Origin of the sequence: Paenibacillus sp. FSL M7-1455 (assembly GCF_038004655.1) — a bacterium.
GTDB lineage: Bacteria > Bacillota > Bacilli > Paenibacillales > Paenibacillaceae > Paenibacillus_AQ > Paenibacillus_AQ cookii.
This window is the reverse complement of the sequence record NZ_JBBORO010000001.1, coordinates 1,721,802-1,746,786: the sequence shown is the minus strand read 5'-3', so window position 1 is coordinate 1,746,786 and position 24,985 is coordinate 1,721,802. Positions and strand designations below refer to the sequence as shown.

Here is a 24,985-nt window from a genome sequence, read left to right as displayed (position 1 = left end):
GCTCGCGGCGATTCCGGAGCCCTTTCCTTGGCTTAGTCTTCCATGAATTTTGAAACCTGCCAGACGACGGGAGTTCGCCGGATTTGCTCGCCCAACCAGGTTTTGGCGATTTTCTGGAACATTTCCGGGTCTCCGCTGCAAAAAAATTGATGCACGGGGCTTTCGTCGCTGCTTGCAAGCTGCCCCTTGTCGTACAGGATCGTGCTGACCTCCCTCGCCGTCTCGTCCGCCGAGCTGATCAGCTTCACCTGCTCTCCCATGACCTCTTGTATCGTATCTCTCAAAAACGGATAATGCGTGCAGCCCAAAATCAGGCAGTCGATCGAAGAGCTTCGCATGTTTTGGAGGGATGCCTCAACGACGGACGTCGTTTCGTTCGACCGGAATTGTCCCTGTTCCACAAGCGGAACAAGCCCGGGGCAAGCTTCGCTCACCACGTGCACATAAGGGGAAAGCTGCTTCAAGGCCGCCGTGTACGCGCCGCTCCGGATCGTTCCGGTCGTACCGATGACGCCGATATGACCGGTTTTCGTGGCGCTGATGGCCGCCCTTGCACCGGGGTGAATCACGCCGATGACCGGAATGGGCACCTTTTCCGAAATATATTCCAGCGCCGCGGCCGTTGCCGTGTTGCAGGCGATGACGATCGCCTTGGGATTGAACTGGCTGAGAAAATCAACGATTTGTTCCGTAAATTTTCTCACTTCTTCGGACGAACGGGGTCCGTATGGCGTGCGGGCGGTATCTCCGAAATAAATGATTTTTTCCCGTGGGAGCTGTCTCATGATCTCTTTGACGACCGTCAATCCCCCCACGCCCGAGTCTAATATCGCGATTGCTTGCTGCACGAACACACCGCTTCCTTCTTGTCGATTTATGCTCTTTCATTTGCTAACATATGAACGGGTGATGCCAAAGGTACCTCCGGCATTTACGCTAATGATGCCAAATACGGCGGAAGCCGCTGCCCGCGCAAAAACGCAGCAAAAGCAGGCCCGGTTATCCCCTGACCATGGGGAACGGACCCGCCCGCAACGCCTGCCGATTACAGCTCTCCGGCGTCTTCTTTCGAATCTTTGCTTGAGACGACGGTCTTTTCGCCGCGTTCCTGGATCGATGAGATTTGAGCCAGCTCGACCTCTTCTTCGTCTTCGTCCGTCTTGCGCCATCCGCGGATATCCGAAATGACGTTGCCGGCCGTGTCCTTCACCCTTTCGATCAAGGTAACGCCCTGCTCGCTGACCTTCCCTGCAAACTCCTGCGTTTTCGTGCCGATCGTTCTTGCGCCTTCAGCGATATCTTGACGAAGTTCCTTGCCGGATTTCGGCGCCAAGAGAAGTGCCGTGACCGAACCTACCACGCTGCCGATTAACGCGCCCCACAACAAGCTTTTGTTTTTTTCCTTCATCGCTCTGATCTCTCCTTTGCGCTCAGGCATCATCGTCCGCAGGGGATGGCGACTGCCGTTTGATGGATTGCCATACGGATAACCCCGCATCCAGCCACCGGAAAGCTTCCGCCAGACGAAGCTCGTTTTCCCGGCGCGCTTTTTCCAAGCGTTCCATGGCCGTATCGGTCACGAGCTGCGCAATGGCGTCCGCCCGCTGGACCGTGTTCGACAGGCTTTCGCCCGCAAGCTTCAGCGACTCGCAGAACGGCTTGACTTCCTCGGTCCTGGCTTTCAGCTGCGAAAGCGTCGCCGAGGTCTGCGCAAGCAGCTCCTTGGACTCGGCGGCAAGCTGCGAAATCTCATGCCCCGCTTTTCCAAGCACATCCTCGGTTCGAAGCAGCACTCTCCGGATCGTGTGCAGCAGAATCAGCCCAAAAACGGCGAATATCGCGAATCCGCAGGCAAACCCTATGGCGCCCCATTCCGACATGACGGTGTCACTCCCTTCACCCTTACGGGCTAATGCCCATTTGTTAGGATATTATAAGCACGGGGAGATTGTCCTGACACAAAGGACTAGGCGTATTTCGAAAAAAAATCGGCCCGCGAAAAAACAACAAGCCCGATCCGGTCTTCAGGATGGGCTTAAGCAGTCCATGCAGGCTTTAAGAAACGACGATTAATGTCCAAGCTCTTGCCGGATATATTCCCGCACCTGAACGGCAAATCGGTCCAGAATGTCCGGCAGCACCGGCGTGAGCGGGTGAATCTCGGCGCGTTTCCAGGAATAGTACTCCTGAACCAACGGCTTGCGGAGGCCGACCAGCTCGCGAAGCACGCGGTAAATATCGTCATCGAATACCTTCTCTTCATGGTTGATTTCCATAATATCTTCGTAGCTGCTGGCATCCCGCATAATAAAGCCGTCGATCAAATAACTGCCGACATCGGTAACGACCTCGATCGCCAAATGCAGCGCCCGTTCCTGAACCATGCCGAGCATGACGCTGCCATCCCAGGCTTCGGCCGTCCGCTTGAGAGCTTCGGCAATTTCCGGAATCGCGTCCAGACGAAGCTGAATCTGCTCCTGATTTACATAATACACGGTTTGTACCTCCAAGCTGCGAATGTTATTTGCCTTTTTTGCCGCGGCGCTTCAGCCAGAAAAACATGACGAAAATCGCTGCGACAAATACGAAAAGCAGGAACAATGTTTCCATTGGATATTCCAGATCGCTCATAATTCGTACTTCCTATCTGCTAGATTTCGTAATCAACGCTAAGGGATAATTCTTTCGTTTCGTTCAAATGGCGAATGACTTCCTGATGGACGGGATGCACTTGGTATGCCTGCAAATCGTCCAGGGAAGCAAATTCGGTCACCAGGGCGATATCGAACGAACGTTCCGAATGAACGATGTCAACGCCTACCTCGATCGCGCGCAGCTGCGGGATCTTCCCTTCCATGGCACGCAACACGGCCGCCGTTTTGTCAACGCTTTCCGGAGATCGGTCTTGCAATTTAATGAAAACGATATGCTTGATCATGGCCTGTTCTCCTTGTACGAGTCGTAAGGTTACAAAAAAAATATACCATATCCTCCCGCTTTGGGAAAGAGAAGCATCCGGGAGAGGTTATCGTTTCGGCGGGTCCTTCTCTTTGTCGCTGTCTTTGTTTTTCAGCACCGCTATCATTCTCCGCAATTTGTCGGGCATGGGCAGTCCAAGCCGTCCGTAGTTTTCCGTGATCGATATCAGCTCGTTCGCCAAATAGAAATAAATAGCTCCCGTTTTGAGGACATCGGTCCCTCCCATAAGAAGCACGTCCATCTGATGGGCCAAAACAATGACCACCAGCATAAGCGCCTTCCGCGTCAAGCCCCAGAAGCCGACGTCGCTTTTCAAACCGGATCCTTCCTTGATCGAAGCCAGCAAACCGGTCACGTAATCGACCACGATGGTGAACAAAAAAGAACACAGCAATGGATCCCATCCCCCGAATGCCATCGCGATAATACTGCCGGCGAGCGCGCTGATGCTATTGACGGCAAGTGAATTCATAAAACTGCGCCTCCCTTCCTATCATCTTCTATATCTTATGAAGGGAGGACACGTTCTGCGAAGCCGGATCGCCTTGATTGCCGGCCTATTTCATAGATTCGCACGAGGTAGCGGATGCTGCTGTGGTATATTATGTCTTAAAAATGCAAGATTATCGTTCGTCGTTCCAGAAGTTCATCGGCTTCATATCGTTCGTCAGCGGCTTAAACGTGTAACCTTCCGCCTGAATGGCCTTGATCAGCTTCGGCAAAATCGTTACCGTTGCATGCTGGTCGTGGAACAAGACGATCGGGGTGACTCCTTTTTTCTTCATGTTTTTGACGTCTCTCATGACATTGTCGTAAATTTTTTGCGGGTTGCTTTGGTATCTCCAGTCATTGGAGTCGATGTTCCAATCCCACAGGCGATAACCGTAAGCAGCCGTCTGGTCGCGGTAAGCTTTCGTAAAATACGGTTTGCTGCCGTAAGGCACCCGGATCAGCTTCGTGTACACGTTCGCGGCCTGGTGCAGTTTGGCATTGTCCATGTTCATTTCGTTCAGCGCCGAAGCCGGCGATGCATAGAACTTGTTCTTCTGATGCGTCATGCCGTGCAAGCCTACGCCGTGCCCTTCCTTGACGATGCGCGCCACGGATGCGGGATGATGGGCGATTTGGTTGCCGAGCATGAAAAACGTCGCTTTTACCTTATACTGTTTCAAAACATTGAGCAGCTGCGGCGTATACGGGGACGGACCGTCGTCAAAAGTAATATAAATCGTTCTCGCTCCTGCCGCCGGCTTGGTCGTCGGCGTCGGCGTCTTCGGCTTATGCTGCTGGATATAACCGGCGTATTTGTTTGCCAGCTGCGCATCCGTCAGCGCCGCCCCGCCGTTTATTGCGCGGTACAGGTTTTGTTTCGGCAAATACGACAGCGCAAACCCGAACTTTTGGCTTAAAATCCGGAACGAAATGAACGTTCTGCCGTTTTTGACGAGCGTGTTTTTGCCGTCTGCCGGAAGCGTCGCCGCAGCGCCGCCCCGATGGGTCAGCTTCACGTTCCCCTTGGCGTATTGCACCGTAAGATTCATGGCTGATGCCGTTTGAACCAAAGGAACGTATAAAGTGCCTTTATGTATGATGGGCGACATTGGATAAGTAACCAGCGTGTCGTTCACGGCAACGAATACGGACGACGTCGCGGCGCCCGCCGAACTCCCCGCCGCAAACGCGCTGCCTTGTCCGGCGGAAAAAATGCAGCCGAAGACCAGGAGCAGGGATAACATCCATTTGGAGCATTGCAAAACCTTTTTCACTTCTCTCTACCAACCTTTTACGCGTATTTTGCATAGATTTGCAGTCTCAAGGAATCTATTAAACCATTTTCCTCAAATCCAAACTTCGAATCTAGCAATCTAGTTCCTCTGCATTGTACCCGACTCCGCCGGTCGTTTCAATTTCAATTCAGTAACCATTGCTGTCATCTTTTCGTAAATATTAGGAAATGAAGGAGATTCATAGAAGCCCGTTTGTGACCAACAGCCTGCAAATGTCGAAAAACGCATAACGCCCTAGGAAGAAAGGCATAAAAATGGGCGATAGTTACTATTGAAAAGAAGACTTTTAAAATGTAGAATTTGAAGAAAAATCTTCGGAGGAAATATGCCTACACAACAAGAACAGCATTCAATTCAGGCGTGGTCTCTGATCAACCGCAAATATTTGGGAAAAGGCATTCGCGTCAAACGCTTCCGCAAGCCTTCCCGCTGCCAGATCCGCAACCGGGTGTTGCTGGCGGTGCTGATGGTCAACGACATCAAGCTGTCGCAGCTTGCCGAGGAGCTCGGCGTCTCCTCCCGAAGCGTCAGCGCCTGGGTGTATGAAGGCCGGATCCCCGGCAAAAAAAATCTGGACAAAGTGTGCCAGTTTCTCGGGTATCCCCACCATATCCTGTTTAACCGCTCCGTTACTTCGAGCAGCCCGATCATATGTCAGCCTTCATCGTCCAGATTTATGCGGAGAACGTTAACCCGTTCGCCTGTCCACAACAAAATTTTAACGGGGCTTTGCATGGTCCATGACCTTTCGGTCAGCGACGTCAGCGAATGGATGGACATCCACCCCGGCACGTTTCGCAAATGGCTGCACCAAGGAACCCTGCCATCCCCAAGCTTTCAGGACCGGGCCGAGCTTTTTTTCCGCATCCCGAAATTCATCCTGTTTGCGGACTGCGTTTTAAACGAAGACTAACCAAATACGGCGTTTACCAAGCCAACCCTTGGCAAACAGCTCTATGATCCGGCAATCCTTCCGGCTTATAGAGCTGTTTTCGTTTGGGCATATTAACTACGGCTTCGAACAAATAGCTCCGGAGAAAAACGGCACGCACAAATGGCGTTCATTCAAAAGTTAACGTTGACGTTAACGTTATATAGGATTAAAATGATGGATGTCGCCGGATTTATAAGCGCGGGCATGCTTCCCGCACATGACGGCAATCGCTCGACAAGCAACTCGAATGGATTTGCCATAAAATCTTAAAAATGAAGGCGATGCAGACCGGGCGGAACGGACGAAGGACCGTCTCGGCGCTTTCGGTCACGCATTCGATGGGGGGAAACGGACCGAAGCGCCCGAACAAGAGCAATGGGGTCCTTTTTTCTCGGCAAAGCCTTGGAGCCCCGTTTTCTTGTGATGCGCACTTCTGAAAAATGAAAAATCATTTACGAAAAAAGTGAGGTAATGTATTCCATGAAGTCTAACGCAACCGAACCTCTGGAACTTGAACAGAGGAAAGCCGGGCTGCTTTCCCAGCCCAAAGCGGTATGGGCGATCGCCTTTGCCTGCGTCATCTCTTTTATGGGTCTCGGACTCGTCGACCCGATTTTGCCTGCGATCGCCGCGCAGCTGCATGCCAGCAAAAGCCAGGTGTCCCTCCTGTTTACCAGCTACAACCTGGTGACCGGGGTAGCCATGCTCATTACCGGCGTCATTTCCAGCCGGATCGGCATCAAAAAAACATTGCTTACCGGCATTTTGCTCATCATCATCTTCTCCGCGCTTGGGGGATTTTCGGACACGATCGGCCAAATCGTCGGCTTCCGCGGAGGCTGGGGACTGGGCAACGCCCTGTTTATCGCTACCGCCTTGTCCGCCATCGTCGGCCTGTCCACGTCCGGCACGGCTAAAGCGATCATCCTGTACGAAGCCGCGCTTGGCCTCGGCATTTCGGTCGGACCGCTGCTTGGCGGGGAGCTCGGCTCCATCAGCTGGCGCGGACCGTTTTTCGGCGTTGCGGTCCTTATGCTTCTTGCTTTCATCTTCGTCATCTTTATGCTTCCGTCCATTCCGAAGCCGAAAAAAGCCAGCACCCTGGCCGACCCGTTCAAGGCGCTGTCCTATCCGGCCCTGCTGACGCTCGGAATCACCACATTCCTGTACAACTTCGGCTTTTTCACGCTGATGGCCTACTCTCCGTACGTCATGGAACTGGATGAGCACGGTCTCGGTTACGTCTTCTTCGGATGGGGCATCCTGCTTGCCTTCACGTCCGTATTTGTCGCTCCGAAGCTGCAAAAACGGTTTAGCGTCGTGAAATCGATTTGCACGGTGCTTACGCTGTTTACGATCGTCCTCGTCATCATGGGGATCGGCACGTACAACCACTCGCCGAAAACCGTCATCGTCTGCGTCATCGTGGCCGGCATTTTCCTCGGCATCAACAACACGCTGATCACGACGGCCGTCATGCAGGCTGCACCGGTGGAACGTTCCGTCGCTTCCGCGGCATACAGCTTCGTCCGTTTCCTTGGGGGCGCCGTTTCTCCTTGGCTCGCCGGCAAGCTTTCGGAATGGTACCATGCCGAAACGCCGTTTTATTTTGGCGGATTGATGGTATTTATTGGTGTCATCGTTTTACTTGCCAGCCGCCGTCATCTGAAGCATGTTGACCGGGCGGAAGGCCATTAAAAGGAGGTCCTCTTCATGTATAATCGAATTCTCGTGCCGCTTGACGGTTCCGAGCATGCCCGCCGCGCGCTGGATACGGCCGTACGGCTCATGCAAAGCTTGAAAAACGTGCCGGAACTGGCGCTTCTTCATGTGAATCCCTCCATCTCCATCAACGAGCCGCCTGTAGGCATCGATTTGGAGGAGCACATCCGGGAAGAAGGAGAAAAAGTATTGGCTCCGGCCACGGCATCCCTCTCCAAGCAGGGGATCGGTTTCGAAACGTACACCAAAACCGGAGACCCCGCTTCCGTCATTTGCAAAACGGCCGAGGAGCAGCACGCCGACCTGATCGTCATGGGCAGCCGGGGCATCGGCCTGATGTCGGAACTGCTGATCGGCAGCGTCAGCCACAGCGTCGTGCAGCATGCCCACTGTCCGGTCATGATCGTCAGATAGCGGGTTCGAAAAGAGCATGCCAAAAAGGGTATCCCCGAAGGTTCAGCGAACCTGGGGGTACCCTTTTTTTGGCGCGGTCAGCGGTTCCGGCGGAGAACAATTAACCAAACCTTCCCGAAATGTAATCCTGCGTCATCTGCTGCTCGGGATTCGTAAAGATTTTTTCCGTCGTATCATGCTCCATCAGGCTTCCCAAATAAAAATACGCGGTGTAATCGGAAATGCGCGCCGCCTGCTGCATGTTATGGGTAACGATGACGATGCTGAGTTCCTTTTTCAGGTCTGTAATCAGCTCCTCGACTTTCGCCGTCGATACCGGGTCGAGCGCCGAAGCCGGCTCGTCGAGCAGCAAAATGCCCGGTTTGACAGATAAGGCCCTTGCGATGCAGAGACGTTGCTGCTGGCCGCCGGACAAGGACAAGGCCGACTGCTTCAGGCGGTCTTTGACCTCGTCCCACAGCGCCGCTTTGCGCAGGCTTGTCTCCACGATTTCATCCAGCTCTGCTTTATTTTTGATGCCATGATATTTCGGCCCGAAGGCGATATTTTCGTAAATGGATTTATAAAACGGGTTCGGCTTCTGCCAGACCATGCCGATTTTTTGGCGAAGCTGAATGACGTCGGTGCCCGGGTCGTTGATGTCCACCCCGTCGATCCAGATGCGCCCTTTGATTTTGGCCTGGGAAATTTCGTCGTTCATCCGGTTCAAGGAGCGCAAAAACGTCGATTTGCCGCAGCCCGAAGGACCGATCAGGGCGGTGACGCTTTTTTCCGGGAAACTCAGGCTGATATTTTTAACCGCTTCGTATTGCCCGTAAAATACGCTGAGATGTTCTGTTCGAAACGTTGCGTTGTTCATGTATGATGTCCCTCCTATCCCATGCGCTTGGATGCCGTCATCGCTTTGTACAACACGCCGCCAAGCCACCTAGCGAACAGATTAAACAGCAGCACGAGAATGACGAGCACGGCCGATGCGCCTGCGGCGATTTGGGCCGCGTCCGGCGCCAGGCCTTCGCTGTTGATTTTCCAAATATGCACGGCCAGCGTTTCGGCCGGACGGAACGGATTGATCGGCGACGTCGGGCTAAGCGGGTTCCAATTGGTGAAATCCAGGCGCGGCGTGGACATCCCTGCCGTAAAGAGCAGCGCTGCCGCTTCCCCGAACACCCTGCCGGCGGCCAAAACCGTACCGGTCACGATGCTTGGAAGAGCCACCGGGAACAGGACCGAGGAAATGATTTTCCATTTGGACAGCCCGAGCGCAAGCCCCGCCTCCTTCTGCTCCTTCGGCACGCTGCGGAACGCCTGCTCCGTAATCCGCACCATCAGCGGCAGGTTGAAAATCGTCAGCACCAGCGCGCCGGAGAACAGCGAAAATCCGAAACCGAACGTATTGACGATCAGCAGCAGGCCGAACAAACCGACCACGATCGACGGAAACGAGGACAACACTTCGACGACCAGCCGGATCGTGCCGGTGATTTTGCCCGGCTTCGCGTATTCGGCCATGTAAATCCCTGCGCCGAGTCCGAGCGGAATCGTAATGATCAGGGTCAGAACCAGCAAAAACAAGGAGTTGAACAGCTGCGGGCCGATGCCGCCCCCTTCGCGGATCGTTTGCGGAACGGAGGTCAGGAAATGCCAGTCGATATGGCTGAGCCCCCGCACCAGAATAAAGCCGATCAGGCCTACAAGCACCGCGACGATCAACAAGGAAAACACCACGATGAAGAAAGTTGCTATTTTGTCGGTCAGTTTCGCTCTCAAATCCGATGTCTCCTTTCCAAAAGCCGGACGATCATAACGAATACGAAGGTCATGAACATCAGCGCAAGCGCCATGCTCCACAGCGCGTTGCTGTGCGCGGATCCCATGACGGTGTTGCCCATATCCAGCGTAATGACGCTCGTAAGCGTCGATGCCGATTCAAACAGCGACCGCGGAATATGCGGCGCGTTGCCGATAACCATCTGCACGGCCAGCGCTTCGCCGAAGGCGCGAGCCATCCCCAGCACGACGCCCGTCAGAATAGAAGGCAAAACGGTTGGCAAAATAACTCTGGAGATCGTCTGCCAGCGGGTCGCCCCCAGCGCAAACGAAGACTCTTTCAGGCCGCGCGGCAGCGACGCCAGCGCGTCCGCCGCCACGCTCGTGATCGTCGGCAAAATCATGACGGAAAGAACGATGGCACCCGCCGCGATCCCGATCCCTTGTCCGGGGAACACGTTCCGCAAAAAAGGCACGACGACGGTCAGGCCGATAAAGCCGTAAACGACCGAAGGGATGCCGGCGAGCAGCTCGATGACGGGCTGCAGCAGCTTTTTGCCCCAGCCGGGCACGATTTCGGTCATGAACAGCGAAGCGCAGATGCTGAGCGGGCTTGCGATCAGCGCAGCCAGCAGCGACGTGGCGAACGACCCGAAGATAAACGGCAGCACGCCGTACATCGGCTCGCCGTTATTGCCTTCCGGGTCCCAGGTGGTGCCGAACAAAAAATCGCTCAGGCTGACGCCATCGCGAAAGAAAGTCGCAAGTCCTTTGGACGCGACGAAATAGACGATGGATAATATGATGACAATGAGCAGAGCCGCGCAAATGAACGTATAGCTCCGGCCCGCGACATCTTCAGCATGATGTTTTTTCCAGCGGGTGCCGCGCGCAGGCTGAACTTGAACAGGCCTTTCATCAATGGTTTTCATCGTTGTCCTTCTTTCTAATGTGAAAATAGAGGCGAAATTCCCTTTCGCCTCTTTCTTGCCATGAGGTTTTGCGCCCGGTCAGGGCTTACTTCGTAATGTTGCCTTCGGCGTCGCGTTTGACTTCCATTTTGCTGACCGGAATGTAGCCAAGCTCTACGACGTCGCCGTTTTGAACGGCATCCGAAGCGATGTAATCAAGGAATGCTTTGACTTCAGGCTTAGGTTCGCCTTTCGTGTACATATGCTCGTAAGCCCATACCGGATATTTGCCGGACGTTACGTTTTCAACCGTTGCTTCCACGCCTTCGTATTTGAGCACTTTCACTTTGTCGTCCAGGTAAGAGAGTGCCAGGTAACCGATCGCCCCTGGGCTTTCAGCCACGATTTTTTTGACCGTGCCGGAGGATTCTTCCTGGATGGAACCTTTCAGATCTTCGGTCGAAGTACCCAGCGCGTATTTTTCGAAAGTTTTGCGGGTGCCGGAGCTTGCCGGACGGTTGACGATGACGATTTTTTCATCTTTGCCGCCGACTTCTTTCCAGTTCGTGACTTTACCCGTGAAAATATCGACCAGCTGCTGCTTCGTCAGGCTGTCTACGCCGACGTCCGGATTGGTTACCGCCGCCATGGCCACAACCGCCACCTGATGGTCAACCAGGTCTTTGGCTTCGTCTTTCAGCTTTTCTTCCGCAAATACGTCGGAGTTGCCGATGTCGGCTTGCCCGCCTGCAACTTGCGTCAAACCGGTGCCGCTGCCGCCGCCTTGCACTTGAACCTGGATTTTGGAGTATTGGGATTCCGCCATGAATTTTTGCGCAGCTTGTTCGACGAGCGGTTGAAGCGCCGTCGAGCCGACCGCCAGGATCGAGCCGCTCAGTTCCGTGGCCGAGGATTTATCGTCTTTCGCAGCTCCGGAAGCGCTGCTCGTGTCTTCGGTATTTTTGCTGCCGCATGCGGCCAGCATAACAACCAGCGCCAACGTGCACAGCATGAGAAGCGATTTTTTCATCTTGATCATCTTTTGGTTTCCCCCTGTTTTTGAGTGATCTCCCGGCAGCTCTCTTGGCTGCCTACAAACTCATTGTAGTTCCCTATCGTTTTATGAAATGTTGCGTTTTGTAAAATGAAGAATAAAAAAATATATAATCTATTTATAATTAAATAGAATAAATCTATAATGGTAGTTAAGAATTTGATGATCACCAGGGGGACCCCCATGAATTTGTTAAAATTGCACATCCTCGTTCTGATCGAGAAACTGAAAAAAGTGACGGACGTGGCACGGGAGCTGGATATGAAGCAGCCGACCGTGACGTTTCATATGAAAAGCCTGGAGGAAGAGCTGGGGGTAGCCTTGTTTGAGACGAAAAGGGGCCGCATCTGGCTGACCGAGGCCGGAAAGGCGTTGTATCCGTATGCGGTGAAAATGACGGCGATGGCGCAGGAAGCCCGCAAAGCGGTTCAGGATTACGCGGATCTCAACAAAGGGCGCTTGCACATCGGGGCCGACGGCATGATGGGGTCTTACGTGCTTCCGGAGCTGATCAGCGGCTTTTGCAGCCTGCATCCGGGCGTCCAAATCGAATTGAACGTCACGCCCACCCGCCTCGCCAAAGAGCGGCTGCTGAACCAGGAGATCGATCTGGCGTTTTATTATGCCGAAGCCGGGGGTTCTCCTGACGGGCAGAAGCCGGTAAAAGAAGAAAAGTTCTCCCAAGATCGCATCGAGCTTATTTTTTCCGGAACACATGCGTTTGCCGGACTCAAGTCGGTGACGCAGAAGCTCATCGCCCAGCAGTTTTTCGCGCAGCACGGCGAGGGGGCGTTTATGACGGACTACGCGCGCGCGTATGCGGCCGCTTCCGGGATCCATCTTTGGGAGCGGACGGCGGCCGATTCGCCGGAAATCGTAAAAAACATGGTGCGGTCCGGTGAATTCATCAGCCTGTTCCCGCTTTCCGGCATCCGGGAGGAGCTTGCGTCCGGTGCGCTCCGTTCGCTGCCGCTGCCCGGACAGGCCGATCCAACCGTGACCGGCGTGCTTGCGTACCATGCCGATCAGCCGGCTTCGCCCGTTTGCGAAAGGTTTATCCAATACGTGCGGGAACAAGCCGAAAACTGATAAGGGGCATCTCCCCGGATCATTTGGATCTTGAGAGACGCCCCTTCTTATATTGAAGAAAAACAGCCCTGCTTCGATTCAAAATGTGATGCCAACATTTCTAAACCGGCGCCGCAAATTTGCTCCGGCTCCACAGCCACATCGGCGTATGAATGTCGATCGGGCACAGCCCGCTGCCCTGCAGCAGCTCTTCCCATCTGGAAGCCGCAAGCTCCCGGGCCTTCGGGGCGGCCGCTTCCTCCTCGGTCAGGACCCCGAGTTTGACGCTGGATTGAAGGACATGGGTGTCGGGTGCCACCGTAATGCATTCCCGATCCGGAAAGGCAACGTCCGTGTACTGTTCCATCACGTACAGCCAGTAGTTCATGATTTTGTCGCCGCCCAGATAAGGGAAGCTTTTTTTATGCCGCATGATATGCTGCTTGATCCGGAGGACGGAATTCCCGTTTTGGCGGAAAAGGTTCCGCAAGTCCCCGTCCAGCAAATCCACGATCGTGACGCACAGCGTCCGCCAGACGGCGGGCTGCTTGTTCGGTTGAAGCGCGACCTTATATTTCAGCAGCTTTTCCCGCAGCTCCTCCGCATCCATGGCAGCGGCCGACGCCGGATCAAACACGTCCATCGTGTCCGGATCGGTAAACGTCCGGTGAGCGCTCTCCCAAAGCGCATACGAATTCCGTTGATAATTCAGCGCCATCGGCAGCGTAAAATAATGATAGTTAGCCGCCGAAGATGGATCCAGGGGCGGGTGTTCGTCCTCGGGCATCTTCTCGCCGCCAAGCTTCCCCCGTTGATGAAGTGAAATTAATTCCGTTATATCCCGTAAAATATCGTCCCTGCTCCGCAGCATGCGTCCTTGGCTCCTCTCAAAACGGCGTCCCCTTTTTGACCGTCAGCAGCGGCAGCAGCAAATACAACCCGTAAGCAAACGCCATCCAAATGACGAAGGCCAGCAGCTGTTCATCCGACAACCCCGCAAAAAAGACGCCCTTATTCCATATCACAAACGTGTCCAGGATTAAACCGACGGCGCTGCCCACCACGCCAAGCCTTACGGCCGCGTAGGGACTCGGATCGAATCGGCGAAAAAGGACAAATACGACGTACAGCACGACGCCCGTCGCGACCTCCAGCAAAAGAAACGGCGGCAAAAAATTTTGCCGGTACGGGCTGACCAACACCAGCGGTCCGAAAAAGACGAAAAACAGCGTCGCCCCCAGCCAAACCAGCACCGAAAACAACAGCGTCAATCCCATTTTTTCCGAAAACATGTCCAATCCCATGCTCCCTTCCATGCAAAAATAGATGTTAGTCCGTTCCAGCCTTCCGAAGCAAACGCTCAAAGAAAACGCCCAGCTCCGCAAACACTTTTTCCCGGTCCAGCTCGGGGGACACCAGGCTCTGCACGGCCAAGCCGTCAAAAATCGCGTTAATGACGACGGCCCACACCTCGAACGACATGCCCATAAGGCGAACATCCGCATCATCTGCTCCGGCATCGGCTTCCTGACGGTCATGGCGCCTAGTTTCGCCATTCGGCGGGTCCGTTTTCGGCCGCTTCCCGCTCCCGGAAGGCTCCGCCAAAGGCGGCGTTTGTGCCGGGAAGGCAAGCTGCCGCAGCTTCTCCGCCAGCACCCCGTTTTCGAACGAAATCAAGGCGCCGAGCTCCTTCCTCGTTTCTTCATGTTTCAGGCCGAACACGACAAGCGATAGAAACAAGCGGTGAAAAAAAGAATCGGGCCCTCCCCGTTCTTTGGCCTCTCCCAGCGCCTCCCGCACGACAAACTCCTTGGTCTGCAAAGCCGAGAACTCATTCCATGAGCGTTCGCATACGTCTTTGACGACGTCCAGCATGAGCCGGTCTTTCGTCTGGAAATGATAATATACCGTTCCTTGCGTCACCCCAATGCGCTCCGCCACCATTTTTAAAGTCAATTTCTCCAAACCCTGCTCCACGATGCACTGTTTGGCTGCATCGATCAGCTCCTGCTTGGAAACGACATTCGGTTTAGCCATGAGTATGATCTCCTTTTTTTCATCAAGTTAGTTATCTGACTAACTCACTAACAATATATACCATATGCCGAGCAAAAGTAAAGACGGATTTTTAACCTACATTGACCGGAAATCCAAACGGAAATGCCAAAAGGCTCGCAAGCTGCTTTTAAAAGCAGTCTGCGAGCCTGTTTCCGAGAAAGGACCGGGATCGCCAGAGAACCCCTGGAAACATGCCAAAATTCTTACAACAACTCAAACGTAAGGTCCGGCATATGCCCTGCCGCTGCAGGTTCAACGGTCGGTTCTAGATAACCCATTTCCAAAACGGCAACGATCCGTTCATCTTTTTGGACACCCAAACGCCCGGCACAAGTTCTGTCATAGATCCAATCATTCATCGTCATGCGGACATGGAGATTGTTTTCCCGCGCCAGCAGGCGAAAATTCTGCATAAGGCAGCAGGTCGCCGCAAAATCTTCCTCCCTTTTATGAAGGTCATGCTCTTCTTTTACGACCAATACCAGGTAGGCTGGAGCCTGTTCCTGCAATCCGCGCATGATGTCCGTGCTGCCGGGTCCCATGAAGATGAAACGCCAAGGCTCCCGCAGTCCGTCGTTCGGAGCCCATACGGCTACATTCAATAAATCCAGTACGTGATTTTCCGAAACGGATTTATCGCTATATTTTAATGAATGGACTCCGCAGGAACCGGTTTTAGCATGATTCAACAAGTCACCCTCCTCCTCCCGACAAAACGGTCCATTTCTTTTCCGCTCGCGTCCTTGCCCTGGCTTTCGGCATTTTATCGAAAAATCCGAGGTGAAAAATCCCGACAAGCCTCTCTTCGGGCTTCATTTGGAACAGATCGAATAACTCCTTGCTTTGGATCATCGGTTCCGTGTCCCACAGCACTCCAAGCCGCCGCTGCCAGGCCACAAGCTGAAAATTTTGCATGATCCCGCAAACCGCAGCATAATTCAGGTCGCTTTCCCTCCTGTCCGGACCGGTGACGGCAATGACGGCAAGATGGCCCGGTATATCGGTGACCCTTTTCCGGCCGAAATCCCGTACTTTCTCCGGCAGCCATTTGACCAGCCTGTTCTTCACCATGGGCTCCAGCATGCAGGCGGCCAGACGCTCCCTGGAATCCGGCGTTCCCGCATACACGCACCGGAAAGCCGCGGCCTCCCCGGATGAATACAGCTGCTGCGCTTCGCGGAGCAATGTGAACACCAGCTCCGGGTCCACGGGGGAGGAACGAAACCTGCGGATGCTTCTGCGCTCCTGGATCGTCTTCATGAAATCCATTTTATTTCCCCCCCGGCTTTTGTTCGCCCGAACCGCCCGTCAAGCTGCTCATTTCCCCTGCCCAACGAACGACGCCGTCCCTGATCGCGCCTGCCGGATCCGGGTCCGACACGGGCACCGCCCAGGCGATATGGCCGTCCGGACGGATCAAAGCGGTATGAACATCGTCCCAATGGGGCGCTTTCGCCGCCAATGAAGCTTCGATCACTTGAAGATGCCCATAACGATCCCACTCCCCGCTGTTTTTCACGTCCGAAGACAGATGCAGCAAAAGAAACTTGCCTGACCGGAGCAGTTGATACGTGCTGGCCAAATCGCCGTCTTTCAGCCGCAGAATCAATTCTGTCGAACGCTTCCCGTTTAAAGCATGGTACGGCGCTTGGTCATCGGGCGCGTAGTGGACATTGAAGGCGGAAATTTGCTCCGCCATCTGACGGTTCACCTCCGGATGAAGAAGAAGTTTGGACATGATGCTCCGGAGTTCCATGACGCCGGGACTCGTATCCATCAGCGTAAACTGCGCTTCCGTATTGCTCAGCATCGCCGTGCCCCAAGGAAAACGCTCTGCGTGATAGCTGTCGAGCAGCCACTCCGGCGCCCAGCCTTGAACCGCTCCGGCGAGTTTCCATCCCAGGTTCACCGCTTCTTGAAGGCCGACATTCATCCCCTGCCCTCCCGCCGGAAAATGAATACGTGCGGCATCTCCCGCGAGAAACAGCCGATTGTCCCGATAGCGGCTCGCTTGCCGCGTGGCATTCCCGAAACGCGACGCCCACTTCGCTTCAGCCAGCCCAAAATCGCTTCCCGCCGTCCGCATCAGCGACGATCGCAATTCTTCCAACGTAACCCGCTCGTGTTTGGATGCAGACGATCTTTCCGGATCCAGCATTAGGATTCGATAAGTCGTCGAATCGATAGGGAAAATCGATACGATTCCCTTCTCACCCATGCGGGAGACAACGCTCATCGGCGGAAGGCCGGGAAGGGCGGCATCCGCCAAAATAGCCATAAACGTCGCGTCGTGGCCCTCGAACGGTATGCCCGCTTGTTTTCGGACCAGACTTTTGGCCCCGTCCGTGCCGACGACGTACGCGGCTCTGAGCGTCCCCTCCCCCTGAGGGCCCGACATGCGCACGGCAACGCCTTCCTCATCCTGATGCACGGATAAAGCTTCCGTTTCCCTCCGTATTTCTACGCCCAAGTCCAGCGCCCGTTGCTCCAGCACTTCTTCCGTTTCGCTTTGCGGCAAAAATAGGGTGTGATTGGAGGAAGAATCCAACACCGAAAAGTCCAAGGGCGTATCCAATGAGGCAAAATGCCCCATCGGCAAACGGCGCCCTCTATCCAGCAGCTTCGATTTCAAGCCGCGCATATCCATGATTTCAAGCGTTCGCGGATGAACGGTAAGCGCGCGCGAAAACGGCGTGGCGCTTTTTAATCGTTCCAGTATGCAGACGTTGACGCCGGCCAAAGCCAACTCTCCTGCCAGCATCATGCCAACGGGTCCTCCGCCGATCAGTATCACATCATAATCCATAGCCATGACCTCTTTCCCCAAACCCGAACTTGGAAGATGAAAGCGACAAAAACCAGCCTCGCCAGGCCATGGATGGATCCACCGGCGTCTTTACCGCTGTCCTTAACGATAGAAGTCCGACAGATCTCCCAACAGCCGCTTTATAAAATCAAGTTCGGATTCGCTGTATTTATCCAAAAACTCGTACATCCTCTGCTGTTCCTTGCGATGAAGTTCATCATGAAGGGCAAAAAGCTTTTTCCCGGCCGTCGTGAGCCGGAAATACACTTCTTTTTTGTTATCGTTGAGCTGCGTCTTGCGTACCCAGCCTGCGTTCAATAACTTATTGGTAATTTTCGAGGTGTTCCCTTTGCTTAGATTCATCTTTTCGGCGATCGAAGTGACATTGATCGGCTCCTGCTCCCCAATGCATGCGATGGTGTGCAGCTCCGTCATGTTCAGGGAGGATTCCACTTCGATCGTTTTCCGGAGTTCCTCCAGAAAAACGGCGGTTTCCCGGTTCTCATATTGTTCCTTTTGCTCAAGGAATCGAATGAAATTGTCATGGATCGCAATTTTGACCATCCGGTTCGTATCGTTCATGATTTGGCAAGCTCCTCAAACTCATTTTTTCTTCATTATATCTAAAATTAGTTTCACACGAAACAATATGAGCAAACCGAAGGAATTTCAGCCGTGAATGAAACGGCTAATTCAGTTTTCAGACCATGGACAACCCCCCTTAATATTTCATTATTGTTTCCCGAGAATAAATATAAATTGCTTAAATAAAAGGAATTACAGGCGTATCATCAAAATATTTATTCATATGAAACAATTTTATTTTATGTTTTGTTTTTTTCTTTGTCAACTCGTTCCCGGGGCGTGAGATCGCTCGACCAAATGCCGGCGGCTCATAAACCCATTATGTTCGAGTTGCCGGTCCATGGCGCGGGAGATCCGCCAGCCGCTTTCCGAGCGCCTGCCATCGAATCATCTGCGGCTATGGGCCAGCGAAAAAAGGCTTGCAAACAAGCCTAATAGCCATCTGCAAGCCTTTTTCATTGTGACGAGCGAACGCCGCCCTGTCGCCTTTGTCGGATTTTTGTCTCGAACTATCTTAATTATTAAGATAAATAAGTGAAAAATAGCTTTTTGTCAGTCCTGGAGGACCGCTTTCAAACCGGCTGCGGTTTGCGGCAGCTCCTTTTTCATCGATTGGCGCATAAAAAACTCGGCCACCTTCGGCACGTTGCCGACTTCAATGGCGAAATGAACCCGGCAGGACGCGTCGGAGATCGGCTCAATACGGTAGCTTTCGCGAAAGGATTGTTTTTCATGGGGAGCCGTCTCCAAGATCAGCAACTGATCCTGAACAAGTTCGGTCACGACCACCGTTTTTTCGCTTTTGAAGCCCGAGTATTTTCCGCTTTCGAAATATTCGGTCCCGACCCGGGCCGGTCCTTCAGGCGTCACGCGGGTTTCGATAATGCCTTTAATCCAGGCGGCCCGTTCCTCCAGATCAATGAGACGCGAAAAAACGCCGGAGGCAGGATAATCATAGGTTTCCGTATGCTCAAACGTAAGCATGGTCATCTTCCTTTCCTTCATGGGTACAGGGGTTAACGAAAGAGAATGGTCGATAAGGCCCCCGTTAAAACTCGTTCCATTTCTTCCAGGTCCGTTCCGGCAGCCTTGCTCCGCCATCCGATGTAACCGTCCGGCCGCACGATGACCGCTCCCGCAGAGGCGATTCCGTAAGCATCGAGAAAATCGTTCCCGGGATTGCCGATCCCGCCTTCATCCCCGCCGATCCGATAGATATCCATCGGAAGATGGAGCGCCTCTTGGGCAAGTTGAGCGGCCTCCAGCCAGTTTTGCCCGTCGGGGCCGACGAGCAGCACGAACCGGGAACCAAACAGGTCCAATGTTGAAAAGGTCTGACCGTCCCGCTCCAGAACGACGTGCGCCGCGCGGGTTCCCGGCTGCCCCGTCCATAACTCGGGCGACTGCACGTTAGGGAGGTTTGCCCCGCCGGATTCCGGTACGATGGCGCCTTCCGGATAACGGTAACCCATATTGACGTGCAAGGTGTTGACGGTAATTCCTTCCGATCCTTCATGTTCGCGCTGTTGGGACAACATGACGACCTGCTCCGCCGTGTAATCCGCAACGGGACGCCGCTCCGCATCGTAAGTGCCCAGCAAATCCGGACCGGCTTCCCCGCGCAAGACCGCGGCCAGCTTCCAGGCGAGATTGTGTGCCTCGGCAATGCCGGTGTTGCCGCCCAAACCGCCGCTTGGCGGTTGAATCCTTGCCGAATCGCCGACCAGAAACATGCGGCCTTGTTGGAAGCTGTCCGCGACGCGCGCAGCCATTTCCCAAGTCAACACCTTATGGAGCGTGACGGGAATGTCCGGAATTCCGATCGCTGCCCGAATGAGCTCTATGCATCGTTCCTCCGGATAATCGGCGATGCTTTCCTCCTCCGGGTCATACACGACGTCCAATCGGTACATATGCGGTCTTCTGTGCGTTCCAGGGTACAGCACAAGGCTCCCGCTTGTCGTATCGTTGGCCAAAAAACACATATGCGCGTTTTGGCTTGCAAACAGTTCATGAATATCCGCATCGAAAACCATGCTGACCAGATGGCAAAGCGTCCCTTCCCCGTGCTGGCCAATGCCTAATTTGGCGCGGATCCCGCTTTTGCTTCCATCGGCCCCAACCAAATATTTCGCCCGAACCGTGCGCGTTTCCCCGCTGATCCGATCGCGAATGACGGCCGAAACGCCGTCCCCGTCGGCTTCAAAGTCGATCATTTCCGTGTTGTATCGCAAACGGGCGCCGGCTTGCTCGGCCTGTTCCCGGAGGACGGGCTCCAGCAGGTCCTGGGCAATGCCGTTTCCTTCCACGGGACTAAGATCCGTAAAATAAGCGCTCATATCCTCCATCAGGTTATCAAACGTTTGTCCGGCCAAGCTTTCGACGAACATGACGCCGAATTCCCGCGGGAAAGGAGGCTCTTCGCGGCGGATCTCATCTTCGATTCCGGCCGAGCGGAATATTTCCAGCGTTCGGGCCGTCAGGCTCGAAACGCGCGGGTGAATCGACGTTCCCGGATGACGCTCGACGACCAAAGGCCGTATTCCCTGGCGCGCCAGAAAAAGGGAGAAGGAAAGCCCCACCAGGCTTCCTCCGACCACGAGGACAGGAACCGTTTCATCAAACGAGGAGTGATCAAGGAGTGTATTCATCCAACATCCGTCCTTTCGGATCCAAAATGGTTTTCATTCAAAGCCGTGCTCCAAACGCCGGGCTGTCTCGCGCAGTTCTTCCATGCTCCATTTCAGCTTTTCGGCTTGGATATCCGCGATCACCGATTGGAGCCAGCCCATTTCAGCCGCAAGCACCGCCCGCTGATATTCGGTCTCCAGCAAAAACAAACGCGGCAGGCCTATCGCCGCTTCCGATTGCATCTGATCTTCGAGCCGGGCGAGCATGCCTTCAAGAGTGCCCAATCTTTTGGCGAATAGCGATGCGACCTCTTCCGGCGTTAACAGCGCAAGAAAAGATACGGCGGCGGGAAACTCCAAAAACTCCTGGGCGGGCGTCGAGATCATTTCCCGAATCCATGCATAAGCGGCATTTCGGCCTAAATCCGTAATTTCGTAAACGACTAAATCAGGCTTCCCTTCATTCTTTTTTTTTCCTTGGATCGCAATGGCGTTGTCCCGATGCAGCCGGTCGATCGTTTGGTAAATGCTCGTTCGGTGGCGAACGTTGATGACTTCTTCTTTCCCCCTCTCCTTAATGAGCTGCTGCATACGGTAAGGATGCATGGGCTCCTCGATCAGAAAACAAAGAATGGCTAGTGCGACGGGCGACTTTTTGATCGTGTTGTTTTTCATAGTCATAATATTAATATTAATAATATGACGTGTCAACTGAATAAGTCCACTCAATGGAAATTTTTTGTAAAATGGGCGCGATCGGGCAAAAAGAGCTGGAGAGATCGGCCATCCGGCGATCCAATCTCCGCACGCGCTCCGAATACGCAAAAAAGCCCTTGAATTTGTCTTTCGACAATTCAAGGGCTTTTTATTGTGATGCGGTCGAGAGGACTCGAACCTCCACGGGGGGTTAGCCCACACGGACCTGAACCGTGCGCGTCTGCCAATTCCGCCACGACCGCATATTTCCATCGTTGCATTGTTTTGCAGCAACAAAATATATAATATACCCATTTTCTAATAGTGTCAATAATCTTTTTATTTTTGCATGATCAGTTCAAACGTGGACAAGCCTTGGCGCTCCGGAAGTTGCAGCTCGCAGCCATTTCAACCGCCAATTCGATCGCTCAGCGCATGGACGAGATGCCAAGTTGAAAAGCGAAACGGGTTGTGCTACAATGCTGGTAATTTCATTCGGGGAGATGATGGGAATAATGTAATATTTCTTGCTTATTTACGATGATAAAACAAGATTGTTTTATTTGTTGTTAAGCAAGAAAGTTACTTATTCTTTTCGCTCCATTCAATAACCGGATCTAATCCATTCATGGGGTTAGATGTTGTATTTGTTTGAGCTGCGGGAAAGGTAACTTTCTTGCGGCTCTTTGTTTTTTTCGAGAAAGTGATCTGATTTAGCAAAAATATCGCCAGTTGATGAGGAGGCTGAAATACATGTTTGAGGTCGTAAACAATCGTGTGAATCGTTCATTGTCCGTTGGTACGGTTCACGAACATATGAAACGGATGCCGGAGCGTTATCCATCTATCGATCGATGCACGTAGCGGCCGAAGCTGCAAGCATCACGGATTGTCATATAGTTGGTTAATGTTGGCGTGAAGCATCCTTTACCGGTGCTTTAGGCTTGTTCTCCGGCCCAAGAGGAGAAAAAAACATGAAATCAACTTCAAAATACGAAATGATTCAACGGATATTGACCGAATTGAAGCAGCCCGCCTATCGGTTTCAACAAATCGCGGATGCGATCTTCAAGCAAAAAATCGGTGAATATGACAGAATGACCATCCTGCCCAAGGGAATAAGAAACGAACTGATCAAAAACCTTGGCGAACACGTGTTGAACCTAACCCCTGTCCTGCAAAAGACGTCCAGCCAAGTGAATAAAGTGCTTTTTTCCATTGAAGGCGGCGAACGCATCGAAGCGGTTCAACTAAGCTATGAGCGCGGATGGAAATCATACTGCATTTCCAGCCAGTGCGGATGCGGATACGGTTGCCGCTTCTGTGCCACAGGCACGATCGGACTGAAACGAAATCTGACCGCCGATGAAATTACCGACCAATTGTTATACTTTCATTTGCAGGGCGAAGCCCTGGACAGCGTTTCGTTTATGGGCATGGGTGAGGCGCTGGCCAATCCTTATATTTTCGACGCGCTTAAGATTCTAACGGACCCCCGGACCTTCGGCTTGGGGCACCGGCGAATTACCGTTTCGACCATCGGCATTTTGCCCGGGATCGATCGTTTGACAAAGGAATTTCCGCAGGTGAACCTGACCTTTTCGCTGCACTCTCCGTTCGACGAACAGCGGAGCGAGCTCATGCCCATTAACAACCGCTTTCCGCTTCATGACGTGTTGAACAAGTTGGATCAGCATATTGGGGAGACAGGCAGAAAAGTATATATTGCGTATATCTTGCTCCGGGGACAAAACGATTCAAATGAACATGCGGAAGCCATCGCTGCTTTGCTAAGGGACAGAGGTCCTTGGGAACATTTATACCATGTCAATTTGATCCCCTACAATTCAACCGACGTGACGCCCGAAAGCTTTCGCCAATCGGACAAAGACCGGGTTCGAAAGTTTGCCGGGATTTTAAAATTCCAAGGAATCAAGGTCACTGTGCGAACCCAATTCGGAACGGACATTGATGCAGCATGCGGTCAACTATACGGTCACGACAGTCAATGAGTTAGCACGAAAACATATCGATCAAGGAGAATGAATGATGTCTCGTCACAACCTTGCAATCACCCATGTTCAATTCCATGCAAAGACAGATATTTGGTGATATTTGCATGGAATAACGTCATCACCAATCATGCTGGCTTTGCTGCTTGAGATAGGATATGAATTCAAGGAGTGGGTCTTCATGAGATATATTAACGCGAACGCGATTCTCCCCAAAGAATTGGTCGAAAAGTTGCAAAATTTTGTGCAAGGCGAGTACCTTTATATTCCGGCAATCAAGGATCAACACAAACATTGGGGGGAATTATCCGGTTCCCGGGAGGAAATCGATCGGCGAAACCGGGACATCATGCACGCTTACGCTTGCGGTGCTTCGATTCAAGAACTCGCAGAATCTTACTGCCTTTCGGTTTATGCCATCCGAAAAATCATTTACAGCAAATAAAAACTTGAAGCATCCATTTTCGGCATCGTTCCCCATGAACCGGTTATGCATGAAGCCGTTGTCAATTACCTGGCAAATAAACGCAGAGGAACGCAATCTGCATTAACACGCGGTGAAGTTAGGGGCGGCGGCAGAAAACCGTATAAGCAAAACAAAATCGATCGGTCTAGAGCGGGTTCGATTCGCATGCCGCATTGGCGAGGCGGAGGAGTCGTGTTTGCTCCCAAACCCCGGGACTACAGCTACAAGCTCAATAAAAAGGTGAAGCGGCTCGCTCTAAAATCGGCATTGTCCAGCAAGGTCCAAAACAAAGAATTCATTGTCGTCGACGAGATCAAGTTGGAACATTACAGGACGAAGACCATCGTAGCTATGCTTCATGCTCTTGGGGCGGATAAAAAGGCGCTGATCGTTACGCCTACTATCGATAACATTGTGATGAAGAGCGCCAATAACATCCCTGGCGTGGAAACGGCCGCAGCCGATTCCCTCAACGTATACCAAATTCTGAAATGCGATCGATTCATCATCGCCAAAGAAGCCGTCACGATGATCACGGAAATGTACTCGTAAATGAGGCAAATACCATGCATGATTTGAATCCGTACTCATGACTTCTAAGCTCTATGACCGTTTCAAAGTCCCTTCTGCCCTGGTAGAGAACAACAACTTCATGATCAAAATACAAAAAAGCTCGATACAAAAAAGCTCGCAAACGGCTATAAAAGCAATCTGCGAGCTTTTTCTGATGTAATGCGGTCGAGAGGACTCGAACCTCCACGGGGGGTTAGCCCACACGGACCTGAACCGTGCGCGTCTGCCAATTCCGCCACGACCGCATATCGGTCATCGTCTTCGTCGAAAGCATTCTTTCGCGGCGACAAGATAGATCATATCATGACAAGCCTCTCATCGTCAAGCATTTTGTTAAAAAAAGTTTTCGAGAATAAAAGACGCCAATTTCGTCCTCCGCAAATGCCCCGGCCCTCCCCGAAAAAACACGGGCACATCCGCGCAAAGCCCCCGTTCCGGCGGCTCTTTCCGGACATGCCCCATGTTCGTGACCCAATAACGCAAAACATGACTGCGGTATTTTCCGATGTTTATCATTAAG

The 24,985-nt window shown here is 52.9% G+C and carries 28 protein-coding genes, 2 tRNA genes and 1 pseudogene; 7 read left to right on the top strand and 24 right to left on the bottom strand.

The window, feature by feature from the left end; translation table 11 throughout:
- Positions 1–32: 32 nt before the first annotated feature.
- The 7 genes from racE to NYE48_RS08050 all read right to left on the bottom strand — a co-directional run bounded on the left by racE (position 33) and on the right by NYE48_RS08050 (position 4,745).
- The gene (gene racE / locus NYE48_RS08080) at positions 33–848 is read right to left on the bottom strand and encodes a glutamate racemase (protein WP_281422512.1); all 816 of its coding nucleotides are present in this window, start codon (positions 846–848) and stop codon (positions 33–35) included.
- A 197-nt stretch (positions 849–1,045) separates the two neighbouring features.
- Positions 1,046–1,408 carry a YtxH domain-containing protein gene (locus tag NYE48_RS08075; protein WP_036706632.1) on the bottom strand — a complete coding sequence of 121 codons (363 nt, stop codon included), beginning with the start codon at positions 1,406–1,408 and terminating at the stop codon, positions 1,046–1,048.
- Positions 1,409–1,430: 22 nt separating this feature from the next.
- Positions 1,431–1,880: a DUF948 domain-containing protein gene (locus NYE48_RS08070; protein WP_036706628.1), complete on the bottom strand. Its 450-nt coding sequence runs from the start codon at positions 1,878–1,880 to the stop codon at positions 1,431–1,433.
- Positions 1,881–2,069: 189 nt separating this feature from the next.
- Positions 2,070–2,495 (bottom strand): DUF86 domain-containing protein, encoded by a 426-nt coding sequence (locus NYE48_RS08065; RefSeq protein ID WP_340997950.1) that lies wholly within the window; start codon positions 2,493–2,495, stop codon positions 2,070–2,072.
- 155 nt (positions 2,496–2,650) lie between these two features.
- A complete protein-coding gene (locus tag NYE48_RS08060; protein WP_036706623.1) occupies positions 2,651–2,938 on the bottom strand; it encodes a Dabb family protein in 288 nt (95 codons plus the stop codon).
- 87 nt (positions 2,939–3,025) lie between these two features.
- The gene (locus NYE48_RS08055; protein ID WP_340997948.1) at positions 3,026–3,451 is read right to left on the bottom strand and encodes a phage holin family protein; all 426 of its coding nucleotides are present in this window, start codon (positions 3,449–3,451) and stop codon (positions 3,026–3,028) included.
- A 151-nt stretch (positions 3,452–3,602) separates the two neighbouring features.
- On the bottom strand, positions 3,603–4,745 hold the full coding sequence (locus tag NYE48_RS08050; RefSeq protein WP_340997946.1) for a polysaccharide deacetylase family protein: 1,143 nt from the start codon (positions 4,743–4,745) through the stop codon (positions 3,603–3,605).
- A gap of 346 nt (positions 4,746–5,091) precedes the next feature.
- On the opposite strand from NYE48_RS08050, the gene NYE48_RS08045 reads away from it, so the two are divergent.
- The 3 genes from NYE48_RS08045 (at position 5,092) to NYE48_RS08035 (ending at position 7,836) form a co-directional block, all read left to right on the top strand.
- The gene (locus NYE48_RS08045) at positions 5,092–5,679 is read left to right on the top strand and encodes a helix-turn-helix domain-containing protein (RefSeq protein WP_036706618.1); all 588 of its coding nucleotides are present in this window, start codon (positions 5,092–5,094) and stop codon (positions 5,677–5,679) included.
- Positions 5,680–6,180: 501 nt separating this feature from the next.
- Complete coding sequence (locus NYE48_RS08040) at positions 6,181–7,398, top strand: MFS transporter (RefSeq protein WP_340997943.1); 1,218 nt, start codon at positions 6,181–6,183, stop codon at positions 7,396–7,398.
- A gap of 15 nt (positions 7,399–7,413) precedes the next feature.
- Positions 7,414–7,836, top strand: a complete 423-nt coding sequence (locus NYE48_RS08035; RefSeq protein WP_340997941.1) for a universal stress protein — start codon at positions 7,414–7,416, stop codon at positions 7,834–7,836.
- A 100-nt stretch (positions 7,837–7,936) separates the two neighbouring features.
- Here NYE48_RS08035 and pstB read toward each other — a convergent pair whose 3' ends face one another.
- The 4 genes from pstB to NYE48_RS08015 form a co-directional block, all read right to left on the bottom strand.
- On the bottom strand, positions 7,937–8,695 hold the full coding sequence (pstB, locus tag NYE48_RS08030) for a phosphate ABC transporter ATP-binding protein PstB (protein WP_212951375.1): 759 nt from the start codon (positions 8,693–8,695) through the stop codon (positions 7,937–7,939).
- A 14-nt stretch (positions 8,696–8,709) separates the two neighbouring features.
- Entirely contained in the window at positions 8,710–9,606 is an 897-nt protein-coding gene (gene pstA, locus NYE48_RS08025; RefSeq protein ID WP_036706608.1) for a phosphate ABC transporter permease PstA, read from the bottom strand.
- Positions 9,603–10,538, bottom strand: a complete 936-nt coding sequence (gene pstC, locus NYE48_RS08020) for a phosphate ABC transporter permease subunit PstC (protein WP_036706604.1) — start codon at positions 10,536–10,538, stop codon at positions 9,603–9,605. The genes pstA and pstC overlap by 4 nt, the downstream gene beginning before the upstream one ends.
- 85 nt (positions 10,539–10,623) lie before the next feature.
- Positions 10,624–11,547 carry a phosphate ABC transporter substrate-binding protein gene (locus tag NYE48_RS08015; RefSeq protein WP_036706840.1) on the bottom strand — a complete coding sequence of 308 codons (924 nt, stop codon included), beginning with the start codon at positions 11,545–11,547 and terminating at the stop codon, positions 10,624–10,626.
- 207 nt (positions 11,548–11,754) lie between these two features.
- On the opposite strand from NYE48_RS08015, the gene NYE48_RS08010 reads away from it, so the two are divergent.
- Complete coding sequence (locus NYE48_RS08010) at positions 11,755–12,660, top strand: LysR family transcriptional regulator (protein ID WP_340997935.1); 906 nt, start codon at positions 11,755–11,757, stop codon at positions 12,658–12,660.
- A gap of 100 nt (positions 12,661–12,760) precedes the next feature.
- Here the strand turns inward: NYE48_RS08010 and NYE48_RS08005 are convergent, their stop codons facing one another.
- From NYE48_RS08005 to NYE48_RS07955, 11 genes are all read right to left on the bottom strand, one after another.
- Positions 12,761–13,510, bottom strand: a complete 750-nt coding sequence (locus NYE48_RS08005; protein ID WP_340997932.1) for a hypothetical protein — start codon at positions 13,508–13,510, stop codon at positions 12,761–12,763.
- 16 nt (positions 13,511–13,526) lie between these two features.
- Positions 13,527–13,931: a hypothetical protein gene (locus NYE48_RS08000; RefSeq protein ID WP_340997930.1), complete on the bottom strand. Its 405-nt coding sequence runs from the start codon at positions 13,929–13,931 to the stop codon at positions 13,527–13,529.
- A 37-nt stretch (positions 13,932–13,968) separates the two neighbouring features.
- Positions 13,969–14,676, bottom strand: a complete 708-nt coding sequence (locus NYE48_RS07995) for a TetR/AcrR family transcriptional regulator (protein WP_340997928.1) — start codon at positions 14,674–14,676, stop codon at positions 13,969–13,971.
- A 224-nt stretch (positions 14,677–14,900) separates the two neighbouring features.
- Positions 14,901–15,386 carry a hypothetical protein gene (locus NYE48_RS07990; RefSeq protein ID WP_052146780.1) on the bottom strand — a complete coding sequence of 162 codons (486 nt, stop codon included), beginning with the start codon at positions 15,384–15,386 and terminating at the stop codon, positions 14,901–14,903.
- Positions 15,387–15,390: 4 nt separating this feature from the next.
- Positions 15,391–15,966 carry a nitroreductase family protein gene (locus NYE48_RS07985; protein ID WP_036706593.1) on the bottom strand — a complete coding sequence of 192 codons (576 nt, stop codon included), beginning with the start codon at positions 15,964–15,966 and terminating at the stop codon, positions 15,391–15,393.
- 1 nt (position 15,967) lies between these two features.
- Positions 15,968–17,503, bottom strand: coding sequence for a monooxygenase (locus NYE48_RS07980; RefSeq protein WP_340997926.1), 1,536 nt, complete (start codon positions 17,501–17,503; stop codon positions 15,968–15,970).
- A 102-nt stretch (positions 17,504–17,605) separates the two neighbouring features.
- Positions 17,606–18,085, bottom strand: a complete 480-nt coding sequence (locus NYE48_RS07975; protein ID WP_340997925.1) for a MarR family transcriptional regulator — start codon at positions 18,083–18,085, stop codon at positions 17,606–17,608.
- A gap of 555 nt (positions 18,086–18,640) precedes the next feature.
- Positions 18,641–19,072 (bottom strand): SRPBCC family protein, encoded by a 432-nt coding sequence (locus NYE48_RS07970; protein WP_340997924.1) that lies wholly within the window; start codon positions 19,070–19,072, stop codon positions 18,641–18,643.
- Positions 19,073–19,104: 32 nt separating this feature from the next.
- Complete coding sequence (locus tag NYE48_RS07965) at positions 19,105–20,739, bottom strand: FAD-dependent monooxygenase (protein WP_340997923.1); 1,635 nt, start codon at positions 20,737–20,739, stop codon at positions 19,105–19,107.
- A 33-nt stretch (positions 20,740–20,772) separates the two neighbouring features.
- Positions 20,773–21,393, bottom strand: a complete 621-nt coding sequence (locus tag NYE48_RS07960; protein WP_340997919.1) for a PadR family transcriptional regulator — start codon at positions 21,391–21,393, stop codon at positions 20,773–20,775.
- A 199-nt stretch (positions 21,394–21,592) separates the two neighbouring features.
- Positions 21,593–21,677 (bottom strand) — tRNA-Leu (locus NYE48_RS07955).
- 711 nt (positions 21,678–22,388) lie between these two features.
- On the opposite strand from NYE48_RS07955, the gene NYE48_RS07950 reads away from it, so the two are divergent.
- The 3 genes and pseudogenes from NYE48_RS07950 to rplD form a co-directional block, all read left to right on the top strand.
- A complete protein-coding gene (locus NYE48_RS07950; protein WP_340997917.1) occupies positions 22,389–23,426 on the top strand; it encodes a Cfr family 23S rRNA (adenine(2503)-C(8))-methyltransferase in 1,038 nt (345 codons plus the stop codon).
- Positions 23,427–23,607: 181 nt separating this feature from the next.
- On the top strand, positions 23,608–23,871 hold the full coding sequence (locus NYE48_RS07945; RefSeq protein ID WP_212951357.1) for a CD3324 family protein: 264 nt from the start codon (positions 23,608–23,610) through the stop codon (positions 23,869–23,871).
- Positions 23,872–24,444, top strand: a pseudogene (gene rplD / locus NYE48_RS07940) (50S ribosomal protein L4); the annotation flags it as partial.
- 181 nt (positions 24,445–24,625) lie between these two features.
- Here rplD and NYE48_RS07935 read toward each other — a convergent pair.
- Positions 24,626–24,710: transfer RNA gene (locus NYE48_RS07935), tRNA-Leu, on the bottom strand.
- Positions 24,711–24,798: 88 nt separating this feature from the next.
- Positions 24,799–24,981 (bottom strand): hypothetical protein, encoded by a 183-nt coding sequence (locus NYE48_RS07930; RefSeq protein WP_340997915.1) that lies wholly within the window; start codon positions 24,979–24,981, stop codon positions 24,799–24,801.
- Positions 24,982–24,985 lie beyond the last annotated feature (4 nt).